The organism is Pseudomonas sp. LBUM1653 (genome assembly GCF_059716115.1).
Map to the genome: position 1 here is coordinate 6,740,940 of NZ_CP166803.1, position 24,747 is coordinate 6,765,686.

At 60.5% G+C, this 24,747-nt stretch carries 22 protein-coding genes; 4 read left to right on the forward strand and 18 right to left on the reverse strand.

The features are described from left to right. Window positions 1-79: 79 nt before the first annotated feature. The 7 genes from ACA054_RS30545 to ACA054_RS30575 all read right to left on the reverse strand — a co-directional run bounded on the left by ACA054_RS30545 (window position 80) and on the right by ACA054_RS30575 (window position 9,144). Entirely contained in the window at window positions 80-637 is a 558-nt protein-coding gene (locus ACA054_RS30545) for a phosphonate degradation HD-domain oxygenase (protein WP_497687446.1), read from the reverse strand. After that, window positions 637-1,770: a TIGR03364 family FAD-dependent oxidoreductase gene (locus ACA054_RS30550; protein ID WP_497687447.1), complete on the reverse strand. Its 1,134-nt coding sequence runs from the start codon at window positions 1,768-1,770 to the stop codon at window positions 637-639. Before ACA054_RS30550 ends, ACA054_RS30545 begins: the two co-directional genes overlap by 1 nt. Window positions 1,771-1,893: 123 nt before the next feature. Beyond that, window positions 1,894-2,919 (reverse strand): putative 2-aminoethylphosphonate ABC transporter substrate-binding protein, encoded by a 1,026-nt coding sequence (locus ACA054_RS30555; RefSeq protein ID WP_497687448.1) that lies wholly within the window; start codon window positions 2,917-2,919, stop codon window positions 1,894-1,896. Between the two features lie 33 nt (window positions 2,920-2,952). Continuing rightward, the gene (locus ACA054_RS30560) at window positions 2,953-4,677 is read right to left on the reverse strand and encodes a putative 2-aminoethylphosphonate ABC transporter permease subunit (protein ID WP_497687449.1); all 1,725 of its coding nucleotides are present in this window, start codon (window positions 4,675-4,677) and stop codon (window positions 2,953-2,955) included. Beyond that, complete coding sequence (locus ACA054_RS30565) at window positions 4,677-5,753, reverse strand: putative 2-aminoethylphosphonate ABC transporter ATP-binding protein (RefSeq protein WP_497687450.1); 1,077 nt, start codon at window positions 5,751-5,753, stop codon at window positions 4,677-4,679. Before ACA054_RS30565 ends, ACA054_RS30560 begins: the two co-directional genes overlap by 1 nt. Before the next feature lie 219 nt (window positions 5,754-5,972). Further along, window positions 5,973-6,836, reverse strand: coding sequence for a LysR family transcriptional regulator (locus ACA054_RS30570; protein ID WP_497687451.1), 864 nt, complete (start codon window positions 6,834-6,836; stop codon window positions 5,973-5,975). Between the two features lie 16 nt (window positions 6,837-6,852). Further along, complete coding sequence (locus ACA054_RS30575) at window positions 6,853-9,144, reverse strand: heavy metal translocating P-type ATPase (protein WP_497687452.1); 2,292 nt, start codon at window positions 9,142-9,144, stop codon at window positions 6,853-6,855. Window positions 9,145-9,229: 85 nt separating this feature from the next. On the opposite strand from ACA054_RS30575, the gene cadR reads away from it, so the two are divergent. Beyond that, window positions 9,230-9,679: a Cd(II)/Pb(II)-responsive transcriptional regulator gene (cadR, locus tag ACA054_RS30580; RefSeq protein ID WP_020797330.1), complete on the forward strand. Its 450-nt coding sequence runs from the start codon at window positions 9,230-9,232 to the stop codon at window positions 9,677-9,679. 124 nt (window positions 9,680-9,803) lie between these two features. Here the strand turns inward: cadR and ACA054_RS30585 are convergent, their stop codons facing one another. The 3 genes from ACA054_RS30585 to ACA054_RS30595 form a co-directional block, all read right to left on the reverse strand. After that, entirely contained in the window at window positions 9,804-10,775 is a 972-nt protein-coding gene (locus ACA054_RS30585; protein ID WP_497687453.1) for a thymidylate synthase, read from the reverse strand. Window positions 10,776-10,823: 48 nt separating this feature from the next. Further along, window positions 10,824-11,630 (reverse strand): prolipoprotein diacylglyceryl transferase, encoded by an 807-nt coding sequence (gene lgt / locus ACA054_RS30590; protein ID WP_154860941.1) that lies wholly within the window; start codon window positions 11,628-11,630, stop codon window positions 10,824-10,826. 90 nt (window positions 11,631-11,720) lie between these two features. Next, window positions 11,721-12,503: a sulfite exporter TauE/SafE family protein gene (locus ACA054_RS30595; RefSeq protein ID WP_497687454.1), complete on the reverse strand. Its 783-nt coding sequence runs from the start codon at window positions 12,501-12,503 to the stop codon at window positions 11,721-11,723. Window positions 12,504-12,635: 132 nt separating this feature from the next. Between ACA054_RS30595 and ACA054_RS30600 the strand changes: the two genes are divergently transcribed. Continuing rightward, window positions 12,636-13,382 (forward strand): NRDE family protein, encoded by a 747-nt coding sequence (locus tag ACA054_RS30600; protein WP_497687455.1) that lies wholly within the window; start codon window positions 12,636-12,638, stop codon window positions 13,380-13,382. Window positions 13,383-13,496: 114 nt separating this feature from the next. On the opposite strand, the gene ptsP is transcribed toward ACA054_RS30600, so the two are convergent. Both ptsP and ACA054_RS30610 read right to left on the reverse strand, forming a co-directional pair. Next, on the reverse strand, window positions 13,497-15,776 hold the full coding sequence (gene ptsP / locus ACA054_RS30605; protein ID WP_497687456.1) for a phosphoenolpyruvate--protein phosphotransferase: 2,280 nt from the start codon (window positions 15,774-15,776) through the stop codon (window positions 13,497-13,499). A 22-nt stretch (window positions 15,777-15,798) separates the two neighbouring features. Beyond that, window positions 15,799-16,278, reverse strand: a complete 480-nt coding sequence (locus ACA054_RS30610; RefSeq protein WP_007897732.1) for an RNA pyrophosphohydrolase — start codon at window positions 16,276-16,278, stop codon at window positions 15,799-15,801. A 143-nt stretch (window positions 16,279-16,421) separates the two neighbouring features. On the opposite strand from ACA054_RS30610, the gene ACA054_RS30615 reads away from it, so the two are divergent. Further along, entirely contained in the window at window positions 16,422-17,078 is a 657-nt protein-coding gene (locus ACA054_RS30615) for a histidinol-phosphatase (protein WP_497687457.1), read from the forward strand. A 105-nt stretch (window positions 17,079-17,183) separates the two neighbouring features. Here the strand turns inward: ACA054_RS30615 and ACA054_RS30620 are convergent, their stop codons facing one another. Next, window positions 17,184-17,609 carry a DUF2269 family protein gene (locus ACA054_RS30620; RefSeq protein WP_497687458.1) on the reverse strand — a complete coding sequence of 142 codons (426 nt, stop codon included), beginning with the start codon at window positions 17,607-17,609 and terminating at the stop codon, window positions 17,184-17,186. Between the two features lie 39 nt (window positions 17,610-17,648). Next, window positions 17,649-19,163: a threonine ammonia-lyase, biosynthetic gene (gene ilvA / locus ACA054_RS30625; protein WP_497687459.1), complete on the reverse strand. Its 1,515-nt coding sequence runs from the start codon at window positions 19,161-19,163 to the stop codon at window positions 17,649-17,651. Window positions 19,164-19,430: 267 nt separating this feature from the next. On the opposite strand from ilvA, the gene rpiA reads away from it, so the two are divergent. Further along, window positions 19,431-20,105, forward strand: a complete 675-nt coding sequence (rpiA, locus tag ACA054_RS30630; protein WP_180202254.1) for a ribose-5-phosphate isomerase RpiA — start codon at window positions 19,431-19,433, stop codon at window positions 20,103-20,105. Between the two features lie 125 nt (window positions 20,106-20,230). On the opposite strand, the gene ACA054_RS30635 is transcribed toward rpiA, so the two are convergent. The 4 genes from ACA054_RS30635 to ACA054_RS30650 form a co-directional block, all read right to left on the reverse strand. Further along, entirely contained in the window at window positions 20,231-21,148 is a 918-nt protein-coding gene (locus ACA054_RS30635) for an SdiA-regulated domain-containing protein (RefSeq protein WP_497687460.1), read from the reverse strand. Between the two features lie 166 nt (window positions 21,149-21,314). Then, window positions 21,315-22,238: an SdiA-regulated domain-containing protein gene (locus tag ACA054_RS30640; RefSeq protein WP_497687461.1), complete on the reverse strand. Its 924-nt coding sequence runs from the start codon at window positions 22,236-22,238 to the stop codon at window positions 21,315-21,317. A 256-nt stretch (window positions 22,239-22,494) separates the two neighbouring features. Continuing rightward, window positions 22,495-23,160: a fumarylacetoacetate hydrolase family protein gene (locus tag ACA054_RS30645; RefSeq protein ID WP_497687462.1), complete on the reverse strand. Its 666-nt coding sequence runs from the start codon at window positions 23,158-23,160 to the stop codon at window positions 22,495-22,497. Between the two features lie 36 nt (window positions 23,161-23,196). Next, entirely contained in the window at window positions 23,197-24,591 is a 1,395-nt protein-coding gene (locus tag ACA054_RS30650) for a D-2-hydroxyglutarate dehydrogenase (RefSeq protein ID WP_060543975.1), read from the reverse strand. Window positions 24,592-24,747: the final 156 nt, after the last annotated feature.

A 24,747-nucleotide genomic window follows, 5' to 3' on the forward strand; every position in this document is an offset into this window, starting at 1 on the left:
CCACAGTGGTACGGCGTCGATCGCAGATCCAATGTGGGAGCGAGCTTGCTCGCGATGGCAGCGACTCAGTTCCAAAGGTTTACGCAGCCAGCAAGCGCGCTGCTTTTTCCTTCAACACCGCCAAGTCAATCACCGGCACAAACATCTCCTTCGCCAGTTCATCCCACTGGCGCATCCGCAAACTCACGGCACACAACGGGTCCTGTTCAAACGCCTCAGCCTCTTCAACCGTCATCACCCCACCCTGATATTCCAGGGTGCGGCGACTGGCTTCGCTCAAGCGTTCATAGTACCCAGGCTCTTTAAGCGTCAGATAACGCTTGGCTTGCACGTGGTACTCCACCAACCTCGCCATGCGCTCGCTGAATCCCGCACGGCGCAAATAGTCCGCGCCCAGACGCTCATGACTGACCACGCCGAAGCCGCCCATGTTCTGCGCACTTTCAGCGCAGATATGCCCGATGTCATGAAAGAACGCCGCCAGCACCACTTCATCGTCGAAGCCTTCGGTCATGGCCAGCTCCGCGGCCTGGGACATGTGCTCGATCTGCGACACCGGCTCACCGATGTAGTCGCTGGCGCCAAAACGTTCGTACAACCCGAACACCTCGGCGATCATTTGCTCGTTACGCTCCATCAGGTTTCCCCCAATACAGTGGCGACGTTACGTTCGGCCATTGCCGGCCCGACGCTCATGCCGACGCCGGTGTGCATCAATGCCACGCTCAGGCCTTTTGCCGGGCGCAGGAACGAAAACGGTCCAGGCCCCCGTGAACCATAGACGCCCTGCCAGCGTTCGACCACTTGAACTTTACAGCCCAGCGTTTGCTCGGCCAACTCGATCATCCAGTCGTCCACCTGCTCGCCGTTGAAAGGCGACGGATCACTGCCGTAATGGTGAGAGTCGCCAATGATCAATTCACCATAGGGCGTCGGGCTGATCAGCAAGTGAATGCCGTTTTCATGCAGGTGCGGCGCGTGTCGCAGAATCTCGGCCTGCACCGCTGCGGCTTCGGGCAAATCGGCGAAGGCGCCGTAATGCACGCAGCTCAAGCCGGTAAGCAATGCGTGTTGCAGGTTGAGGTCGATCTGCGGTCGGGCGCGAAGCATTTGCAGGCGACAGATCTGCGGGTCGAGTTCGGCGATCTGCTCGGCCAGCAACGTCTGATAATCGTGACCGGAGCAGAGGATAATCTGCTCGGCGCTGAAACAGCCGGCGGTGCTGTGCAGGCGGCCCGGTTCGATGTCGCGCACCAGGGTGGAGAAGTGAAACTCGACGCCCAGGTCGCGCCGCAGGAAGTCGATCAGCGCCGGAATCGCTTCGCGTGAATACAGTTGCTGATCGTCCATGCCGTGCAACGCCGCACGGTGATGGCGGAATTGGCCGCTGTACAAATCACTCAACTGGGCGCCACGCAGCAGGTCGACGCGGTAGCCGTGTTCCACGGCGCGACCGGCGCAGAAGGATTCCAGCAACTGTTCTTCTGCTTCGGTGCGGGCGAACAGGTACGAGCCATTGCGTTTGAGTTGCAAGCCAGCCAGTTGCGCCCAGTCGCCCCAGATTTCGCGACTGGCCCGGGCCAGTTCCAGCATCCGTCCCGGTGGTTGGCCGGTGACCAGCGCCTGGCCGAAGTTACGTACCGACGCGCCGAGGGGCGTTGCACTGCGTTCGAAAACCGTGACCTTGAGACCGCGTTTGGCGGCGGCATAAGCGTGGGACAAACCCAGGATGCCGGCGCCGACGATCAGCATGTCGTTGTGTTGTGTCATCTAGAGGTGCTCTGAATGCGAGACCGCCATCGCGAGCAAGCTCGCTCCCACAGGGTCCGTGGCGTTCACAAAACCTGTGGGAGCGAGCTTGCTCGCGATGAGGCCTTATCAGTCTACGAAGATTTACTTGGCCGCCACTTTCTCTGACTTGCCGTCATAGCGCTTGCGCCATTCGGTCAGGATCTCGTCGCGGTTTTTCGACGCCCAGGCGAAGTCGTTCTTAATCAACCGCTGCTCGTAGTCGGCTGGCAATTCAGTCTGCGGCTTGGCAATGCCCGGCTGCGCGAGGACGGCGAAGTTTTCTTTGTAGAGCTCCATCGCCTCGGGGCTGGCCGAGAAGTCCGCCAGTTTCTTCGCGGCTTCCTCGTGGGCAGTGCCCTTGATCACCGCCGTGGCTTCGATCTCCCAGCCCAGGCCTTCCTTCGGCAGGATGATGTCCAGCGGCGCACCCTGGCGCTTGAGCTGGACAGCCGGGTATTCAAAGGAAATGCCGATCGGGAACTCACCGGCCGCCGCCAGTTTGCATGGTTTGGAACCGGAGTGAACGTACTGGCCGATGTTCTGGTGCAGGCCGTCCATGTACGCCCAGCCCTGCTTCTCGCCGAAGGTTTGCAGCCAGGCGCTGACGTCGAGGAAACCGGTGCCGGACGACGCCGGGTTGGGCATGACGATCTTGCCTTTGTACTCGGGCTTGGTCAGGTCTTGCCAGCTCACGGGCTTGGTCAGGCCCTGCTTTTCGGCTTCGACGGTGTTGAAGCAAATGGTCGCAGCCCACACGTCCATGCCGACCCAGGCTGGCGGGTTGGCGGCGTCGCGGTAGTTGCCGCCGATCTTGCCGAGGTCTTTCGGCGCGTAGCTTTGCAACATGCCTTGCTGGTCGAGGATTGCCAGGCTTGAAGCGGCCAAGCCCCACACGGCGTCAGCCTGCGGGCGGTCTTTTTCGGCGAGCAATTTGGCGGTGATGATCCCGGTGGAGTCACGCACCCATTTGATCTCGACGTCCGGGTTGGCCTTTTCGAACGCTTGCTTGTAGGTCTTAAGCTGTTCGGCTTCGAGGGCGGTGTACACCGTCAACTCGGTTTTCGCCGCAAAGGCGTTCAGGCTGAAAGCGGTGAGGACAGCAGCGGCCAGGGCCATAGGCTTGAACATGATCTTTTCCTGTAGTTGAGTTGAGGGTGTGTATCAGTGACCAGGCGCGGTCTGCCGCCAGGCTTGCGAGCGGCGCAGCAAACCACGCGAGGCCCAGGCCAGCAGCAGGGACACGCCCGCCGAGGTGAAGAGAATCAGGGTCGACATCGCCGCCGCACCGCCGACGTTGCCGGCGTCGTCCATGTTCAGCACCGCCACCGCCGCGAGGATGGTGTCGGGGCTGTAGAGGAAGATCGCCGCCGAGACGGTGGTCATGGCCGAGACGAACAGGTAGCGCACGATGTCCAGCAACGCCGGCAGGCAAATCGGCACGGTGACCCGCAGGTAATGCCGATACAGCGGCGCCTTGAGTGACAGTGCGGCGGCTTCGAACTCGGCATCGAGTTGGCGCAGCGCGGTGGTGGCGGTCATTTGCGCGGTGGTCAAATAATGCGCAATGGTGCAGACCACCAGCAGGATCATGGTCCCGTAGAGCACGTGCAGCGGGTTGCCGGTGAGGTTGAAGAAGAAGACGTAACCCAGGCCCAGCACCAGACCCGGCACCGCCATCGGTACGAAACTGAGCATGCGCAGGGTCAGGTTCAGGCCGCGTTGCCCCTTGGTTTTTTCCATCAGGTAGGCGCCGGTGAAGATCAGCAGGCTGCCGATCAGCGCCGTGCACAACGCCATCTTCACGCTGTTGCCGTAGGCCAGCCAGCCGCCACCCGCGGTGTCGTTGAACTGGTAGTGGTTGAGCGACAGCGACAGGTTGTACGGCCAGAACTTCACCAGCGACGAGAACACCGCCATGCCGAACACCAGCAGCAATGCGGCGCAGATCAGCAGGACCACGGCCAGGTAGCAGCCGTCGCGCAGGGTCGACGGCGCAGGCTTGAATACTTGCGCACGACCGCTCATGGCGTCGCCGTGGCGCCGACGCAACCAGGCATCGACCCCGAAGCTGAACAGCGCCGGCAGCAACAGGACCATACCGATCAATGCGCCGCGACCGAACTGTTGCTGGCCGACCACCGCCTTATAGGCTTCCAGCGCCAGCACTTGATAGTCGCCACCGACCACTACGGGTACGCCGAAGTCAGTGATGGTCAGGGTGAACACCAGGCAGAACGCGGCGAACACCGCCTGACGGGTCGCCGGCCAGGTGATGCTGCGAAAGGCTTTTGCGGGACTGGCGCCCATGCTGGAGGCGGCATCGAACAGGCGCGCATCCGCCAAGGACAGCGCTGACAGCAAAATCATCAAGGCGTGTGGGAAGGTGTAGATGACCTCACCCAGAACGATGCCCCAGAAGCCGTAGATATTGTCCGAGAGCAAGCCGCGCAACAGGCCCTGGTTGCCGAACAGATAAACCAGGGCAATCCCCGGCAGCATCGAAGGCGCCATCAGCGGCAACAATGAAATCCCCCGCCAGATGCCCTTGCCGGGAATCAGGGTGCGTTGCAGGGCGTAGGCAAACAGGTAGGCCAGTGGCACGACAATAGCCGCCACGCTGAGGGACACTTTCAGACTGTTGCCCAGCAACCAGTGGAAATTGGCACTGCTGATCAATTCTTGAGCGGCCAGCCAGCCTCCGCCCTGCCCGGCCTCGGAACTGAAGCCTCGCCAGAAGATTGCCAGCAAGGGCATCAATACCGCTACGCCAAGCAGCACCAGCAGGAGGACTTTGCCGCCTACCACGAACAGCCGGTCACCGAGTTCGGCACGGGAAATCTGCCGCACCTGCTTGTGCGGCAGCGGCAGCGCGATGTTCGCACTCATCAGGCAAACACCTGCAGGCTGCGTGGCGGCAAGGCAACCATGATCTGCTGCGCGCCAAGACGCGGCAGGGCTTCGGGTGCCAGTTCGGCCAGCAGTGCGTGGCCAGGCAACTGGTCGAGCTCGAAGCTCATCCGGCAGCGGTTGCCGAGGAAGGTGATTTCGCGAACCTTGGCCGGGAACAGGTTTTCTTCATGTACCGGCGGATTGACGTTGATCGCTTCCGGGCGGCAGAACAAACGACCTGAGGCGGTTTTCGCGCTGCCATCGGCCAGACGCAGGTTCATCCCGCCGACCTGGGCATGGCTGTCGCTGTTGCGGCTGAACGGCAACCAGTTGCCCTGGCCGACGAACTCCGCCACGAACGGCGTGGCCGGACGATTGTAGATTTCCTGCGGCGTGGCGTACTGCTCGACCCTGCCGTTGTTCATCACGGCAATGCGGTCGGCCATCAGCATGGCCTCGTCCTGATTGTGGGTGACCATCAGGGTGGTGATGCCGAGGTTGCGTTGCAGCTGGCGCAGCTCGGTGCACAGATGCTCGCGCACCCGGGCATCGAGGGCCGACATCGGTTCGTCGAGCAGCAACAGCGAAGGTGCCGGAGCCAGAGCGCGAGCCAGGGCCACGCGTTGTTGCTGGCCGCCGGACAACTGGCCCGGGTACTTTTTCTCGCTGCCGGTCAGGCCGACCAGTTCCAGCATCTGACCGACACGCTTGCGCACTTCATCGCGACCACTGCCGGCCAGGCCGTAGGCAATGTTCGCTTCGACGGTGAGATTGGGAAACAGCGCGTAGGACTGAAACAGAATGCCGTAGTCTCGAGCCTGGGGCGCCAGGTGGGAAACGTCGCGGTCGCCCAGATACAGCTCGCCGCTGTCCTGGTTCTCCAGCCCGGCGATGCAACGCAGCAAGGTGGTTTTGCCGCAACCCGACGGGCCCAACAGGCACACCAGTTCCCCGGCCGCCACGTCGAGGGAAACGTTGTCCAGCGCGGTAAACGCGCCAAAGCGCTTCTGTACGCCGCGCACCTTCATCGGTGCGCCGGGGTTGGTCAGGGCAGTTGCGATCGAGTTGTTCATGGACGGCCTCATCTAGCAGATGGGGCCATCCTAGAGTTGTAATGCGTCCGTCATGTGGCAGTAAGGCAAAAACCGCCGATAGTGGTATTCAAGGATTTGGGTTCACCGCCGATCGTTCCCACGCGCAGCAAAGGAATGCCTCAACGGACGCTCCGCGTTCGGCTCTTGGGACGCAGAGCGTCCCGGGCTGCATTCCCACGCAGAGCGTGGGAACGATCATTACGCGGGGGACATTTCCTGCGCCAAGCCCAGAAACGCCGCCGGCAATCGTGCGTTTTTTCGCTCTTTGAGGCAGTACAGGTACTCAGGAATCTGCGGCGCATTCTCGATGGTCAGCACCCGCAATTGCGGATCATGCGGCACTTCCTGTCGGGCAATGATGCTGATGCCGATGTTGCGCAGTACCGCCTCACGGATCGACTCACGGCTGCCAATTTCCAACAAAGGCCCGAAACTCACACCGGCGCTAGCCAGCAATTCTTCAGTCAACCGCCGAGTGGTCGAACCCGGTTCGCGCATCAATAAGGTATGCCCGGCCAACGCGCCCAGTGGCACGTGATCGTGAACGGCCAGCGGATGATTGCGATGCACCGCCAGCACTAGCGGATCGCTGCCGAGCACCCGCCGAATCAGCCGCGCATCCTCCAGCAACTGCGAGGATGCCGCGACATCGACCCGATATTCTTCAAGTGCCTCCAGAACTTGCTGGGAGTTGCCGATTTCCACGGAGACCTCCACCTGCGGCAAGCGCTCGCGAAAAGTCTTTACCAGATCGAGAATGTAATACGGCGCCGTCGCGGCGATCCGCAACGTGCCCTGGACCTGCCCGCTGTTGCGCAGGAAAAACTCGATGTCGGCTTCCTGCTGCAGCAGCGCCTTGACCATCGGCAACAGCCGCGCACCTTCATCGCTGACGCTGAGACGGCGGCCGCCACGGTAGAACAATTCAACCGAATACTGGCTTTCCAGGTTGCGAATCTGGGTGGTCACCGTGGGTTGGCTCAAGCCGAGCTTTTTCGCTGCCAGGGTGATGCTGCCCAGGCGGGCAACCATATAAAACGCCTTCAGCTCGGCACTCAGCACAACCGTCCCTCATCATCTATTTGCGCAACAGGCGCAATCCATTGAACACCACCAACAGGCTCACGCCCATGTCAGCGAACACCGCCATCCACATGGTAGCGAGCCCGGCGAAGGTTACCCCAAGAAAGATCGCCTTGATGACTAATGCCAGGGCGATGTTCTGCTTGAGGATGCTCGAGGTTTGACGCGACAGGCGAATGAACGCCGGGATTTTGCGCAGATCGTCGTCCATCAGGGCGACATCGGCGGTCTCAATGGCGGTATCGGTGCCGGCGGCTGCCATGGCGAAACCAATCTCTGCACGGGCCAGCGCTGGCGCATCGTTGATGCCGTCACCGACCATGCCGACGTTATGGCCCTGTGCATAAAGTGCTTCGATGGCTTGCAGTTTGTCGGTGGGCAGCAGATCCCCTTGTGCCTGATCGATGCCAACCTGCGCGGCAATCGCCTGGGCGGTGTGGACGTTGTCGCCGGTCAGCATCAGGGTCTTGATGCCCAAGTCATGTAGCTGCCGGATCGCTTCGCGACTTGAGTCTTTCACCGTGTCGGCCACGGCGAACAGCGCCAATGGGCCGGATGCGTCGAGTAGCAGCACTACGGATTTACCCTGTTTTTCCAGTGCGAACAGCTTTTCTTCCAACTCAGGCGAGCACAGGCTCAGCTCTTCCACCAGCCGATGGTTGCCCAAGTGATAGGTCTGACCGTTGATGTCACCGCGCACCCCGCGCCCGGCCAGTGCCTCGAAGTTATCCACAATCAACGGCGCGGGTTGTTTATCCACAGCCGCATTGGCGATGGCCAGCGACACCGGGTGATCCGAACGACCGGCCAGTGCTGCCGCAAGCGCCGGGGCGGAGGCATCGGCCGTGGGATCAAGCGACAGATAGTCAGTCTGCACCGGCTTGCCGTGGGTAATCGTGCCGGTCTTGTCCAGCGCCAGATAGTCGAGTTTGTAACCACCTTCCAGATAAACGCCGCCCTTCACCAGAATGCCTTTGCGCGCCGCCGCCGCGAGGCCGCTGACGATGGTCACCGGGGTGGAAATCACCAGTGCACAGGGGCACGCGACCACCAGCAATACCAGCGCGCGATAGATCCAGTCGAACCACAACGCGCCCATGAACAGCGGGGGAATCACCGCCACCGCGAGGGCGAAGATGAACACGGCCGGCGTATAGATTTTCGAAAACTGGTCAACGAATCGCTGGGTCGGTGCCCGCGCACCTTGAGCCTGTTCGACGGCGTGAATGATCCGCGCCAGAGTCGAATGGTTCGCTTCAGCGGTTACCACATATTCCAGGGAACCGGCCTGATTGATGGTGCCCGCGAACACCTTGTCGCCAACGGCTTTCTCCACTGGCAGGCTTTCACCGGTGATTGGTGCTTGATCGATGGTCGAACTGCCCGACACCACTTCACCGTCCAGACCAACTCGCTCACCGGGGCGTACCCGTACCCGCGCGCCGAGTTCGATGGATTTAACGTTTTGCGCCATCCAACTGCCATCGGCCTGCAACACCGTGGCCTGCTCGGGTGCCATCTGCATCAGGCCGCTGATTGCGTTGCGCGCCCGGTCCAGCGACTTGGCTTCGATCAGCTCTGCCACGGTAAACAGGAACATCACCATCGCCGCTTCCGGCCACTGCCCGATCAGGATCGCACCGGTCACTGCAATGCTCATCAGCGCGTTGATGTTCAGGTTTAGGTTTTTAAGCGCGATCCAGCCTTTTTTATAGGTACTGAGGCCGCCGCAGAGGATCGAGATCAACGCGATGACCGCTACAACCCAGTTCGGCGCAGCGTTGGTGAAGTGGATTACTTCGGCGGCCAGCGCGCCAATACCGGAGAGCGCCAAGGGCCACCAGGGTTTTTTCTCTGGAGCCGGCGGTGGTGGTTCAACGCCCTGCTCCAGCGGCTCGGCCTGCATGCCGAGGGACTTGATCGCGTCGATGATCGGCGCGGTGCTCGGCAAGTCATGAGTGACGCCCAGCACACGGTTGATCAGATTGAATTCCAGCTGCTGCACACCCGCCAGTTTGCCGAGTTTGTTCTGGATCAGCGTCTGCTCGGTCGGGCAATCCATGGCCTCGATGCGGAAACTGCTCAGCCGTGCGCCGGCTGTTGGCGTTTCGCTCAACTTGATCAGCGATGGTGCCGCCACTTTGGCGGAACAACAGGAATCACCGTGGCTGCCATGCGCATGCTTCTGTACAGGTTGCAGCTTGCGGCTGTGATCGTGATCGTGATCGTGATCGTGATCGTGATCGTGATCAGCCTTGGGGGTGTGGGTGTGTTGGGAATCGCTCATCGGGTCGCGTCCATGAAAGTGCCTGTTGCCAAGTAAAGACCCTGTAGCCACTATAGGGTCAAGCACCCATTTGGAGATTGCCGTCATGAAGATCGGAGAGCTTGCGAAACTGACAGATTGCGCCGTAGAAACCATCCGCTACTACGAGCGCGAAAATCTGCTGCCGGAACCGGCCCGCAGCGACGGCAACTACCGGGTCTACACCCAGGCCCATGCCGAACGCCTAACTTTTATCCGCAACTGCCGCACCCTCGACATGACGCTAGAAGAAATCCGCAGCCTGCTGGCGTTTCGCGACAGTCCGCAGGATCAGTGCGAAAGTGTGAATGCGTTGATCGACGAACACATTCATCACGTCAAAGCGCGGATCGATGGTTTGCTGGCGTTGCAGACACAACTGCTCGACCTGCGCCAACGCTGTGGCGAAGGGCCGGATGTCGATCAGTGCGGGATTTTGCAGCGGTTGGAAGTGAGTGGCGGGGTGGTGGCGACGGAGGTGGAGCATTCCCACGTAGGCCGTAGCCACGGCCATTAATATCGCCACAAAACCAAATGTGGGAGCGAGCTTGCTCGCGATGGCGGTATGTCAGTCACATCAATTTTGGATGTGCCGCCGTCATCGCGAGCAAGCTCGCTCCCACAGGTTTTGCACCTGGCCTTCAGACCGCCATTGGCGCGGTCATCGGCGCATGGTGCTCGTAGCCTTCCAGCGAGAAATCACTCGGCTCAATCAGTTCCAGCCACTCCGGCTGATACACACCGGTCTTGGCAAACTCCGGTACGCGGTCGGAAATCACCAGTTTCGGCATCGGGAACGGCTCGCGCTTGAGCTGTTCGTTGAGCATGTCCAGGTGATTTTCGTAGACGTGGGCGTCGCCGATGAAATAGGTGAACCAGCGCGGCGTGTAGCCGGTCAGGCGCCCGATCAGGCTCAGCAGCGCGGCGCCTTCGGTGAGGTTGAACGGCGTACCCAGGCCCAGATCATTCGAACGGATGTAGAGGGTCAAGGAAATCTCCTTGGTCTCGACATTCGGGTGGAACTGGTACAGCAGGTGGCACGGCGGCAGGGCCATTTCATCGAGCTGTGCGACGTTCCAGCCGTGGAACAGGATGCGGCGGCTGCCCGGGTCCTTGATGATGGTGTCGACGCACTGGCGAACCTGGTCAATCGCCTTGTACAGCACCACATAGGCTTGGCCGTCCTCTTCGCCTTCAGCGATCTGGCGATAACCTTGGGTCAGGGTCTGTTCGATGGCAGCCGGGTTGCTGACCGGGATCTGTTTGTACGCCGGCCATTTGCGCCATTGCACGCCGTAGATCTCACCGAGGTCGTCTTCACCCTGGCGAAACGGGTTGGCCAGCCACTGGGCGTTTTCGTTGGCGTTCTGGTCCCAGACCTTGCAGCCCAACGCGCGGAATTCGGCGGCATTGTTCACGCCACGCAGAAACCCGCACATTTCACCGATGGCCGATTTGAAGGCCATCTTGCGCGTGGTGATCGCCGGGAAACCTTCCTTCAGGTCGTAGCGCAGCATCGCGCCCGGAAAGCTGATGGTGTTCACGCCAGTGCGGTTGGCCTGTTTGGTGCCGTTCTTGATGACGTGGGCGACCAGTTCGAGATATTGCTTCATGAGTTACCTGTGTCCTTGAACCCGCAGCCATCGCTGCGGGGTTCGAATTTATACGGCCGCCGCTGGAGTCGCCGGGGCGCGGTGATACGCCAGCCAGATCAGGAACAGCCCGCCGACGATCATCGGCACGCAGAGCACTTGACCCATGGTCAGCCAGTTCCAGGCCAGATAGCCCAGTTGTGCATCCGGTACGCGGACGAATTCGACGATGAAACGGAAGATGCCATAGAACAGCGCGAACATCCCCGATACCGCCATGGTCGGCCGCGGTTTGCGCGAGAACAGCCACAGGATCAGGAACAGCGCCACGCCTTCTAGCGCGAACTGATACAGCTGCGAGGGATGACGCGCCAGTTGCGCAGGATCGGTCGGGAAGACCATCGCCCACGGCACATCGGTTGCCTTGCCCCACAACTCGGCGTTGATGAAGTTGCCGATACGTCCTGCGCCCAGGCCGATCGGCACCATCGGCGCGACGAAGTCCATCAGCTGGAAAAACGACTTGTTGTTCTTTTTACCGAACCACAACGCGGCCAACATCACGCCGATGAACCCACCGTGGAACGACATGCCGCCCTTCCACACTTCAAAGATCAACAGCGGGTTGGCGAGATAAGCACTCAGATCGTAGAACAGCACATAGCCCAGGCGACCACCGACAATCACCCCCATCGACATCCAGAACACCATGTCGGAGAGCTTCTCCTTGGTCCAGGTCGGGTCGAAGCGGTTCAATCGGCGCGACGCCAGCAGCCAGGCGCCGCCGATGCCGATCAGGTACATCAACCCGTACCAGTGGATTTTCAGCGGACCGATGGCCAGGGCCACCGGGTCGATCTGCGGGTAAGGCAGCATTGCGACTCCTCATGAGTTCAAATCAATTCCCGGGCGACGCTGCCACCTCAGGATTAAGCCAGGATTGTGCCGTGCGTCAGAGCAGATGCTTCAGACTAGAAAGTTCAGACCAACGCAGAACAGCAAAGCGGCAAACAGTCTTTTCAGCAACTTCGGCGACAGATTGTGTGCCAGCCGCGCGCCGAAGCGGGCGAAGACCATGCTGGTCAGGACAATGCCCAACAACGCCGGTAAATAGATGAAACCGAGACTATGGGCTGGCAGCAACGGATCGTGCCAGCCCAGAATCATGAAACTTAATGTACTTGCCAAGGCGATCGGCAGGCCGCAGGCCGACGATGTCGCCACCGCTTGCTGCATCGGCACGCTGCGCCAAGTCAAAAACGGCACGGTCAGCGAACCGCCGCCAATGCCAAAAATCGCCGAGGCCCAGCCAATGAAACTGCCGGCCACAGTCAGTCCGACTTTGCCCGGCACGGTTCGACTGGCCTTGGGCTTGACGTCCAGCGCCAGCTGCGCGGCGATCACCAGGGCGAACACACCGATGATCTTCTGCAGGTTCGGCCCGGAAATCGCCTCGGCGGTCAGCGCGCCGAAACCGGCACCGATCAAGATGCCGACGGTCATCCACAGGAAGATTGGCCAGCGTACCGCGCCGCGACGGTGATGCTCGCGTACGGCGTTGACCGAAGTGAAGATGATCGTCGCCAGGGACGTACCGACGGCGAGGTGGGTCAGGATCGATGCATCGAAACCTTGCAGGGTAAAACTGAACACCAGCACCGGGACGATAATGATCCCGCCACCCACGCCGAACAGCCCGGCCAGCACCCCGGCGCAAGCGCCGAGCGCCAGATAGAGCAGAAATTCCATGCTGTTTTCCTACCCAACCCCAAAACCGGAGCGGCATGGTAACGGATGCATGGCCTTGGGCTCCACTGGATGGCGATGGATACCCGCACGATGACTGCGTAGAGTGGGCAAAAAACACACAAGGATCACCTTATGTGCCTGATTGTTTTCGCTTGGCGACCGGGCCACGCCCAACCGCTGATCGTGGCGGCCAACCGCGACGAATTCTATGCCCGCCCCAGCCTGCCGCTGGCGCAATGGCCCGAAGAACCGCAGGTGCACGCCGGGCGCGACCTGGAGGCGGGTGGCACCTGGCTCGGTGTCGGTGCCAACGGGCGCTTTGCCGCGCTGACCAACATCCGCGATCCGCATAGACCGCCGGGGCGCCGGTCTCGCGGTGAATTAGTGGCAGGGTTCCTCACCAAAGACATGCCAATTGATGACTATTTAGACGACGTTGTCGCCCGTGCGCCCGAATATGGCGGCTTTAACTTGCTGATCGGCAACGCCAACGAGTTGTGGCATTTCAATGCCCGGGAATCGGAAGCGGTGATGCTGCCACCGGGGGTCTACGGCCTGTCGAACGCCGGACTGGATACGCCGTGGCCGAAACTGCTCAAGGCCAAGGCGGCGCTGAGCGAGGTGCTGGATGATCCGCAACCGCAAGCGCTGCTGGCTTTGCTGAACGACCCGCAAACCGCACCGTTCGCCGAGTTGCCGGATACTGGGGTGGGGTTGGCTACCGAGACGTTGTTGTCGAGTGTGTTTATTGCCAGTCAGAGTTATGGAACCCGGGCGAGTACGGCGTTGATTGTGCAGGCGGATGGGACGCGGCGTTTGGTCGAAAGGAGTTTCGGGCCGTATGGCGGGCATCTTGGGGAAGTGGAGATCAGGCTTTAGTCATGTGTTGCCTGACCTGGCCCTTTCGCGAGCAGGCTCGCTCCCACAAGGGATTTGCGTGGATCACAAATCTAATGTGGGAGCGAGCCTGCTCGCGAAGGGGGCGCTGCAGGTTCAGAGAGGCTTGATCGCCGCCGGATTGATCATCCGCGCCAACCCCAGGTTCTTCAGCGCCAATTGCAGCGAGCTGTGGATAACCTGCGGGTTGTCGATGGTCATCAGCTCGGCGAGCAGCTCCTTGGCCTTGCTCAGGTTGATCTGGCGCAGCATCCACTTCACCTTTGGCAGGTTGGTGGCGTTCATCGACAGGCTGTCGAAGCCCATCGCCATCAGCAGCACTGCCGCAGCCGGATCACCGGCCATCTCGCCGCAGATACTCACCGGCTTGCCTTCGGCATGGGCGTCACGCACCACGTTCTGCAGGGCCTGAAGTACTGCCGGGTGCAAGTAGTCGTAGAGGTCGGCCACCCGCGGGTTGTTGCGGTCTACGGCCAGCAGGTATTGGGTCAGGTCGTTGGAGCCGACCGACAGGAAGTCCACTTGCCGAGCCAGTTCTTTGGTCTGATAAACCGCCGCCGGAATCTCGATCATCACGCCGACCGGCGGCATAGGGACGTCGCAACCTTCGTCGCGGACCTCGCCCCAGGCCCGGTGAATCAAGTGCAGGGCTTCTTCCAGTTCGTGAGTGCCGGAGATCATCGGCAGCAGAATCCGCAGGTTGTTCAAGCCTTCGCTGGCCTTGAGCATGGCGCGGGTCTGCACCAGGAAAATTTCCGGGTGGTCGAGGGTGACGCGAATGCCGCGCCAGCCGAGGAACGGGTTGTCTTCCTTGATCGGGAAATACGACAGCGACTTGTCGCCGCCGATGTCCAGGCTACGCATGGTCACCGGTTGCGGGTGGAATGCGGCGAGTTGCTCGCGATAGATCGCCAGTTGTTCCTTTTCGCTCGGGAACCGCTGGTTGATCATGAACGGCACTTCGGTGCGATACAGGCCGACACCTTCGGCGCCGCGTTTCTGGGCGCGCGCCACATCCGCCAACAGACCGGTGTTGACCCACAGCGGCATGCGGTGGCCATCGACCGTGACACACGGCAGATCACGCAGTGCATCGAGGCCCAGGGCCAGTTGTTTCTCTTCCTCCACCATCTCGGCGAACTGCTTGCGCAGCACGTCGCTGGGGTTGGTATAGACCTCGCCACGATGACCGTCGACGATCATGCCGATGCCATCGACCTTGGAATACGGCAGGTCAACCAGGCCCATCACTGTCGGAATGCCCATGGCCCGTGCCAGAATCGCGACGTGGGAGTTGCCCGAACCGAGTACCGATACCAGGCCCACCAGCTTGTTTTCCGGCACCTCGCCGAGCATGGCCGGCGTCAGTTCCTCGCTGACCAGGATGGTGTTGTCGGGGTAGACCAGGGTTTGCTGACGCTCTTCCTGCAAGTAGGCGAGCAGGCGACGACCGAGGTCCTTGACGTCCGAGGCGCGCTCACGCAGGTAGGCGTCGTCCATCAGTTCAAAACGGTTGACGTGATCGGTGACCACCTGGCGCAACGCGCCCTGGGCCCACTGGCCGGTCTTGATCACGGTGGTCACTTCATTGCCCAGCGCCGCGTCATCGAGCATCATCAAATAGACGTCGAACAACGCCCGTTCTTCCGGGCGCAACTGCGTGGCGAGCTTGGCCGACAAGGTGCGCATGTCGGCCCGAACGCCTTCGATGGCGGTCTTGAACAGCCCAAGTTCAGCAGTGATGTCGGTAATGGTCTTGTCGGGAACCACGTCCAGGTCGGCCGGTGGCAGCATGACCACCGCCGTGCCCACTGCCGCGCCGGGCGAGCCCGGCACACCGACGAACTTTGCTTCCTGGATACCCTTGCCCTGCCGGCCCAGGCCACGGATCGAACCGGTGGCCTCGGCGTGGGCAATTACCCCGGCAAGCTGCGCACTCATGGTCACCAGGAAGGCTTCTTCACCCTCATCGAACTGGCGGCGTTCTTTTTGCTGGATGACCAACACGCCGACGACGCGGCGGTGGTGAATGATCGGCGCCCCAAGGAACGAGGCGTAGCGCTCTTCACCGGTTTCGGCGAAGTAGCGGTACCGCGGGTGATCCGCGGCGTTTTCGAGGTTCAGGGGTTCTTCACGCGTGCCGACCAGGCCGACCAGACCTTCATTGGGCGCCATGCTGACCTTGCCGATCGAGCGCTTGTTCAAGCCCTCGGTGGCCATCAGCACGAAACGGTTGGTCTCGGGATCAAGCAGATAGACCGAGCAGACCTGGCTGCCCATGGCCTCTTTGACGCGCAACACAATAATCCCCAACGCCGCCTTGAGATCCTTGGCGGAGTTAACTTCCTGGACGATCTTGCGCAGCGTATTGAGCATGGCTCGGGGTCGAACTCCGTCGTCAGTCGCGCGCTAAAAGGCGCGGGGCAAGCTCTTTGAGGGCGCGTCGATACACCTCGCGCTTGAATGTCACCACCTGGCCCAACGGATACCAATAGCTGACCCAGCGCCAGCCATCGAATTCCGGTTTACCGGTCAAATCCATCCGCACCCGCTGCTCATTGGAGATCAGGCGCAGGAGAAACCATTTCTGTTTCTGGCCGATGCACAGCGGCTGGCTGTGCGTCCTGACCAGACGTTGCGGCAAACGATAGCGCAACCAGCCCCGCGTGCAGGCGAGTATTTCAACATCTTCGCGCTCCAGGCCCACTTCTTCGTTCAGCTCGCGGTACAAGGCGTCTTCCGGCGTCTCCTGGGGGTTGATCCCACCTTGAGGAAACTGCCAGGCATCTTGATTGATACGGCGAGCCCATAGCACCTGGCCGGCATCATTCGTGAGAATGATCCCGACATTGGGACGGAAACCATCGGGGTCGATCACGGCAACAACCTCGCAAACGCATGTCGTCGCATTGTTCCACAAAGGTCGTGAAGGCAGCAACGCGCCGGCCTACCTTATGTGCACTCTTGTGAAAAGTCCGTATTCTGGACGCCTTTCTACAGACTTTTCAGCGAGTAACTGCAATGCGGCTGGCTTTATTCGACTTGGACAACACACTTCTGGGCGGCGACAGCGACCATGCCTGGGGCGATTACCTGTGTGAGCGCGGCTTCCTCGACGCCGTCGCCTACAAGAGACGCAACGACGAGTTCTATCAGGACTACCTGGCCGGCAAGCTGGATAACGACGCCTACCTGAACTTCTGCCTGGAAGTACTCGGCCGCACCGAAATGGCCACGCTGGATCTATGGCACAGCGACTACATGCGCGACTGCATCGAACCGATCGTGCTGCCCAAGGCAATCGAGTTGCTGGCCAAGCACCGCGATGCCGGTGACAAACTGGTGATCATCACCGCCACCAACCGCTTCGTGACCGGCCCCATTGCCGCGCGCCTGGGCGTCGAGACCCTGATCGCCACCGAGTGCGAAATGCTGGATGGCCGTTATACCGGGCGCAGCACCGACGTGCCTTGCTTCCGTGAGGGCAAGGTGACGAGATTGAATCGCTGGCTGGAAGAGACCGGTTACAACCTGGAAGGCAGCTACTTCTATAGTGACTCGATGAATGACTTCCCGTTGCTGGAGCAGGTGGCGAATCCGGTGGCGGTCGATCCGGATCCTAACTTGCGTGCCGAGGCCGAGAAGCGCGGCTGGCCGGTGATTTCGTTACGCGATTGAAATCGCCTTCGCGAGCAGGCTCGCTCCCACAGTGGATTTGTGAACGACACAGATTCCCTTGTGGGAGCGAGCCTGCTCGCGAATGGGGCGACTCGGTTTAAATGGTTAAACTGGTTTGGCGCCCATCAAGCCGGCAATCGCGACAAAACACACAAAACTGAACAACGCCAAGGCAAAGGTAAATTTACCCACGCCACCCGGCGTCTTGCGCACCTTGTTCAGCCGCACCAGCAGCCAGAACCACGCCAACGCCGCCACGGTGTACAACACGCTCGACGCCAGCAGCCACGTCTGCCCCAACGGCCAACCCACCAGATGCACCATCCCCCAGCCAGTAAACGGCATGCTCAGCAGCGCCACGCCCATCAACAGCCAGATAAACACACGTGGCCTTTGCAGGGTGCGACTTCCCGCCGTCGCATCACCGTTACGCCGGGTCCGCCAGACCCAGATCCCCAGAGCCAATGCGCCCAGTAGCAACACCACCGTCGCCACCATGTGCGCCGCTTTCAGGGCCGTTAACGTTTCCATGGTTCGATTTCCTTAGAGCCTGCCCATCAGCGTAGCCGCTCAGCCAAGAAACAGCTGATAGGCCGGGTTGTCGCTTTCATCCCAGTACGGGTAGCCGATTTCTTCCAGTGCCGCAGGCACCAGGTGACGTTCTTCGTGGGGTACTTGCAGGCCCGCGACCACACGGCCATCGGCCGCACCATGGTTACGATAGTGAAACATCGAGATGTTCCAGCGCCCGCCAAGTTTGTTGAGGAAGTTGAACAGCGCACCCGGACGCTCCGGGAATTCGAAGCGCAGGATCACTTCATCGACCACATGCGCCGCGCGACCGCCGACCATGTGACGGATGTGCAACTTGGCCAGTTCGTTGTCGGTCAGGTCGACGACCGGAAAGCCCTGCTCGGTCAGGCTGGCGATCAGCGCGCGACGAGGGTCGGTTTCCGGATGAGTCTGTACGCCGACAAAGATGTGCGCTTCGCTGCCGGTGTTATAGCGGTAGTTGAATTCGGTGATCTGGCGCTTGCCGATGGCTTCGCAGAACGCCTTGAAGCTCCCCGGCTTCTCGGGGATGGTCACGGCGATGATGGCTTCACGACCCTCGCCCAGTTCGGCGCGCTCGGCGACATGGCGCAGGCGGTCGAAATTGACGTTGGCCCCGGAGTCGATGGCCACGAAGGTCTGACCGGTTACGCCACGGGACTCGACGTACTTCTTGATCCCGGCCACACCCAGGGCGCCGGCAGGTTCGGTGATCGAACGGGTATCGTCGTAGATGTCCTTGATCGCCGCACAGATTTCGTCGGTGCTGACGGTGATGACTTCGTCGACGTAGTCTTTGCAGATATCAAAGGTGTACTGGCCGATCTGGGCCACCGCGACGCCGTCGGCGAAGATGCCCACGGTCGGCAACACCACGCGCTCACCCGCTGCCATGGCGGCTTGCAGGCAATTGGAGTCATCCGGCTCGACACCGATGATCTTGATGTCCGGCCGCAGGTACTTCACGTACGCCGCGATACCGGCGATCAGGCCGCCGCCGCCGACCGGAACGAAGATCGCATCCAGGGGCGCCGGGTGCTGGCGCAAGATCTCCATGGCCACCGTGCCCTGCCCGGCAATGGTGTGGGGATCGTCGTAGGGGTGAATGTAGACGTAGCCTTTTTCGTCGACCAGTTTCAGCGAGTAGGCCAGAGCCTCCGGAAACGAATCGCCGTGCAGCACCACTTTGCCACCGCGCGAACGCACGCCTTCGACCTTGATCTCGGGAGTGGTCTTGGGCATGACGATGGTGGCTTTCACACCCAGCACCTTGGCGGCCAGGGCCAGGCCTTGCGCATGATTGCCCGCGGAAGCTGTGACCACGCCGCGAGCGCGTTCTTCATCGCTCAGCTGAGTCAGCTTGTTGTAGGCTCCGCGAATCTTGAACGAGAACACGGGCTGCAAGTCTTCACGCTTGAGCAAAATCTCGTTGCCCAGCCGCTCGGAGAGCTGACGGGCAGTCTGCAATGGGGTTTCTACGGCAACGTCATAAACGCGCGAGGTGAGGATCTTTTTGACGTACTCTTCAAGCATCGGAAAGCATCACTGAGCGGGTTGGGCAGGATCAAGGAGTCTAACCCGGCTTTTGGCCGCACGACCACCCTGTAGGAGCGAGCATGCTCGCGATGGTCGTGAACGATAACGCGTAAAACCAGACACCCAGCGGCGCCCTCGGGTTTTTCGCGAGCATGCTCGCTCCTACAGGGAACAGTCATGAACCGTCAATCGGGCAATGACCTTCCCCGCCCCGAAGCCTATAATGCCGGCCTTTCGTTCTCTCTTCGGCACCTCGGAGCCCGCATGACCCAGGATCAACTCAAACAGGCAGTGGCCCAGGCCGCCGTCGACTTCATCCTCCCGAAACTCGACGACAAGAGCATCGTCGGGGTCGGCACCGGCTCCACCGCCAACTGCTTCATCGATGCCCTGGCCAAGCACAAGGGCGCGTTCGATGGCGCGGTCGCCAGCTCCGAAGCCACCGCTGCACGCCTCAAGGGCCACGGGATCCCGGTCTATGAGCTCAATACCGTCAGCGACCTGGAGTTCTACGTCGACGGCGCCGACGAAAGCGACGAGCACCTGAATCTGATCAAGGGCGGCGGCGCGGCCCTGACCCGTGAGAAAATCGTCGCGGCCGTGGCCAAGACCTTCATCTGCATCGCCGACGCGAGCAAACTGGTGCCCGTCCTCGGCGCATTCCCACTGCCAGTGGAAGTGATCCCGATGGCCCGCAGCCACGTGGCCCGCCAACTGGTGAAACTCGGCGGCGACCCGGTCTACCGTGAAGGCGTGCTGACCGACAACGGCAACATCATCCTCGACGTGTTCAACCTGCAGATCACCAACCCGGTGGAACTGGAGTCGCAGATCAATGCGATCGTCGGCGTGGTCACCAACGGCTTGTTCGCGGCGCGTCCGGCAGATCTGCTGTTGCTGGGCACCAGCGAAGGTGTGAAAACCCTGCGCGCCCAGTAAAAAAAACGCAAACCCCATTGTGGGAGCGGGCTTGCTCGCGAAAGCGGTGTGTCAGTGACATCTGTGTTGACTGACCCACCGCTTTCGCGAGCAAGCCCGCTCCCACATTTTGTTTGTGGTGTTGGTTAGAGCTGTGCAGGTTTTTTGAAGACGTAAAACAGGTTCGGCTCACTCACCAGGTACATCGTACCGTCGTCGTCCATCGCAATCCCTTCCGCTTGCGGTACGGTCTTTTGCAGTCCCTGCCGCCCCTTGTTCAGTGACATGGTGCTCAGCGGACGCCCGTCCACATCCAGCTCCAGGATGAGCCTCGACTCATCAGACAGCGCCAGCAAGTGCCCGCTGCGCTCGTCGTATTGCAGACTCGACAGATCTCGCACAAACATCCCGGCGTCACGCTTGGGGTTGTTGATCACATGCACTGCGTAGGATTTTTCCGGGTTGAAATGCGGAAACCCGTGCACTTCGTAGATCAGCATCGGGTCGCGCTCCTTGGCCACAAACAGCCGCTTGCCCACCGAATCATAGGCCAGACCCTCAAAACCCTTGTTGCCGCTCATGTGCACGCCGAGGGTCATCTGCTCGGCGTCCGCCGCATCGAGGAAGGAGGTGTCGTGCTCCAGATGAATCTTGATCAGGCGCTGCTGGCGCTCGTCCGTGATGACGTAGGTGTCGGCGCTGATGAATTCAACAGCTTCAGGATCACCAAACCCGACCAGCGCAATTCGGCGCAGGATCTTGCCGTCGAGGGACAACTCGATCAATTCGGAGTTTTGATTGGTGACGGTAAACAGGCTTTTGCGCACCGGGTCGTAGGTCAAGGCTGAAACATCGTCGTCCAGCCCTTCGATGACCTGCCCCTCCAACACCACCCGATACTGGTCCAGGCCGATGGACTGGGTGTTCATCGGCTGCCAGAGCGTGTACAGGTTGAACCACGCGCGCTCGAACAGGCGCAGGTGCTGACCCATTGCGATCAATACGCTCAGAGCAATCACCGACAGGAACAAAAGCAGAGGTTTGGGGCGGGCTAATCGACGCATTCAGGCGGGCTCGGATTCAGAACAGGCGGATGAAATATCACGCCTGCCTGAATTGAAGCTTAATGGCCATTGGCCGTGAAGGACAATGTAAGAGCTGCCGCAGGCTGCGATCTTTTGACTTTGCCTTTAAAGAACAAGATCAAAAGATCGCAGCCTGCGGCAGCTCCTACCGTTTTTCGAAACGGTAAAACAGGTTTGGCTCACTCACGACGTAAATCGTACCGGCCTCGTCCATGGTCACGCCTTCGGCCCGCGGGATGGTCTTTTTCAAGCCGTTGAAGCCACCCAGCAAGGTCATGAAGCTGACTTGTTCGCCTTTTTCGTCCAGCTCCAGTAAGAGGTGGGAGTCGGCGGACAACACCAGAGTGTGGCCAGTCCGCGGATCGATGGCCAGGGCAGACAGGTTGCGGATGTCCAGCTCATCACTGGCAAGCTTTTGCTTGTCGCCGGTGAGCGTCTTGCCATCGCCTTTCCAGGTGAACAACGCGGGGGGACGCTCTTCGCCCAGCAGCAATTGCTGATTGCGTGCATCCCATACGACGGCCTCGAAAGCCTTGTTCTGGTCTTTCGAAGGGCCGAGGTCGTACTTCGGAAAATCAGCGATGTTCAGTTCGCGAGTGTCGGCGTCGACCTTGACCAGGGTCACCTGGTGGTCACGCTCATCGACAATGGCCAGCATACCGTTGCCCAGCGCCGTCACCCCTTCAGGATTGCTCCAGCCTACCAAGGGCATTTTGCGCAGCACATCGCCTTGCAGCGACAACTCGGCCAGGAACGGGTTTTTGCCCATCACCGAAAACAGGGTTTTGGTCTGTGCATCGTAGGTGACGTCCGACGCTTCGTCCTTTTCCATGCCCGGCAGTGGCTTGGCGTCGATCACCGCGTGATAGTCCGGCAGCCAGACGCTGCCCTGACGCTCGGCGGGGCTTTCAAAACGCTCCAGCACCCAGAGCACGCCACGGTCATCCCAATGCATGGCAAAGGCCAGGCCATAGGCGGCGGCGAACACCAGCAACAACCAGGAATACCAACGCAGGGCAAAGCGCGAGCGACGGACAGGTTTAAGCGACGAGAGCGGTTGAGTGGCCATCAGGGCATGCGTTCCAGAAATTCAGGCTTGGGGTAATAGCACAATTGGGGCCGGCGCAGACGCCGAAAGCCGTGGAATTATCCAGACAGTATGTGAAAAAAACGGGAAATGGCGGGATGGCCCTTTTGGGAGCCATCACAAAAACCACTGTGGGAGCGAGCCTGCTCGCGAATAGGCCGGCACATTCAACATCGATGTTGAATGACAGACCGATTCGCGAGCAGGCTCGCTCCCACAGGGTTCAGCAGGGTTCGATCTAGCGAACGCTGCTGGTGAAGCTGCTGGCGCCTGGCAGCTCAAGGACGAGCTCGTCGCCGACATTCAACGGGCCCACGCCCACGGGCGTGCCGGTGAGGATCACGTCACCGGCCTGCAGCGAGAAGCAACCGGCCATGTGCTGGATCATCGGCACGATCGGGTTGAGCATCGCACTGCTGTTGCCATCCTGGCGCACTTCGCCGTTGATGGTCAGGCGAATGCCAATGTCGGTCAGGTCGGCGAAGGTGCTGCCGGAGACGAACGGTGCAATCACCGCCGCGCCGTCGAAGGACTTGGCGATTTCCCAGGGCAGGCCCTTGGATTTCAGCTCGGCCTGCTTGTCGCGCAGGGTCAGATCCAGGGCCGGGGCGAAGCCGGAGATGGCGTCCAGCACTTCTTCAACGCCTGGTTTGGTCGACAAAGGCTTGCCAATCAGTACCGCGATTTCCGCTTCGTAATGCACCGAGCCACGCTCGGTGGGAATGCTGAACCCGCCCTCCAGCGGCACCACACAACTACCCGGCTTGATGAACAGCAGCGGTTCGGTCGGTACCGGGTTGTCCAGTTCCTTGGCGTGTTCGGCGTAGTTACGGCCGATGCACACCACTTTCCCCAGCGGGAAGTGAATACGCGTACCGTCGACATACTGGTGCTGATAGCTCATTACCGCCTCCTGCTTCGTTGCATTTGAGTTCGAAAATCAAACAGCGAAAATCTTGCCCGGGTTCATGATGCCATTCGGGTCGAACACCGCCTTGACCGCTTTCATGTACTCGATCTCGACCGGGGAACGGCTGTAGGTCAAGTAATCACGCTTGGTCATGCCCACGCCGTGTTCGGCGGAAATCGAGCCGTTGTACTTCTCGACGGTTTCGAACACCCACTTGTTGACGGTGGCGCACTTGGCGAAGAACTCGTCCTTGCTCAGGTTATCCGGCTTGAGGATGTTCAAGTGCAGGTTGCCGTCGCCGATGTGGCCAAACCAGACGATTTCGAAGTCCGGATAATGTTCACCGACGATCGCGTCGATTTCCTTGAGGAACGCCGGGACTTTCGACACGGTCACCGAAATGTCGTTCTTGTACGGCGTCCAGTGGGAAATGGTTTCGGAAATGTATTCGCGCAGTTTCCACAGGTTCTGCAACTGGGTTTCGCTCTGGCTCATCACACCGTCCAGGACCCAGCCCTGCTCGACACAGTGCTCGAAAGTTTCCAGGGCGTGGTTGGCCACTTCTTCGGTGGTCGCTTCGAATTCCAGCAGCGCGTAGAACGGGCAATCGGTTTCGAACGGCGCCGGCACGTCACCACGGCCCATGACCTTGGCCAGGGCTTTGTCGGAGAAGAACTCGAAAGCGGTCAGGTCGAGCTTGCTCTGGAAGGCATGCAGCACCGGCATGATCGAGTCGAAATCGGCGGTGCCGAGGACCATCGCAGTCAGGTTTTTCGGCGCGCGATCCAGGCGCATGGTCGCTTCGACCACGAAACCGAGGGTGCCTTCAGCGCCGATGAACAGTTGACGCATGTCGTAGCCGGTGGCGTTCTTGATCAGGTCACGGTTCAATTCCAGCACGTCGCCCTTGCCGGTGACGACTTTCATGCCGGCGACCCAGTTACGGGTCATGCCGTAGCGAATCACCTTGATCCCGCCGGCATTGGTGCCGATATTGCCGCCAATCTGGCTCGAACCTGCCGAAGCGAAATCCACCGGGTAGTACAGGCCCTTTTCTTCGGCCACGTTCTGCAGATGCTCGGTGACCACGCCTGGCTGGCAAACGGCGGTGCGGTCGGTCAGGTTCACGTCGAGGATCTGGTTCATGTAGTCGAAGGACACGACCACTTCGCCATTGGCTGCCACCGCTGCGGCGGAAAGGCCGGTGCGGCCACCGGAAGGCACCAGCGCCACCTTGTGTTTATTGGCCCACAGGACAATGGCCTGGACCTGCTCGGTGGTCTTGGGGAACACGATGGCGGTCGGGGCCGGTGCGAAATGCTTGGTCCAATCCTTACCGTAAGCATTCAGGGAGTCGGCATCGGTCAGCACCTTGCCAGGCTCAACCAGGGTCTTCAGCTCATCAATCAGGGCAGGATTGGTCATCGACAGAACTCTCGAACAATTCATGGTCATCCTGAGAACGCTTCACGTCGCAGGAATGAGTGTTTAGCGGGGTGCATATGCTAGCATACCGACCCCGCAGCATAGTGCCCAACGGCTGTTCTGCGGTGACGGCATTCTTGTCGTCCGGGTCAGCGT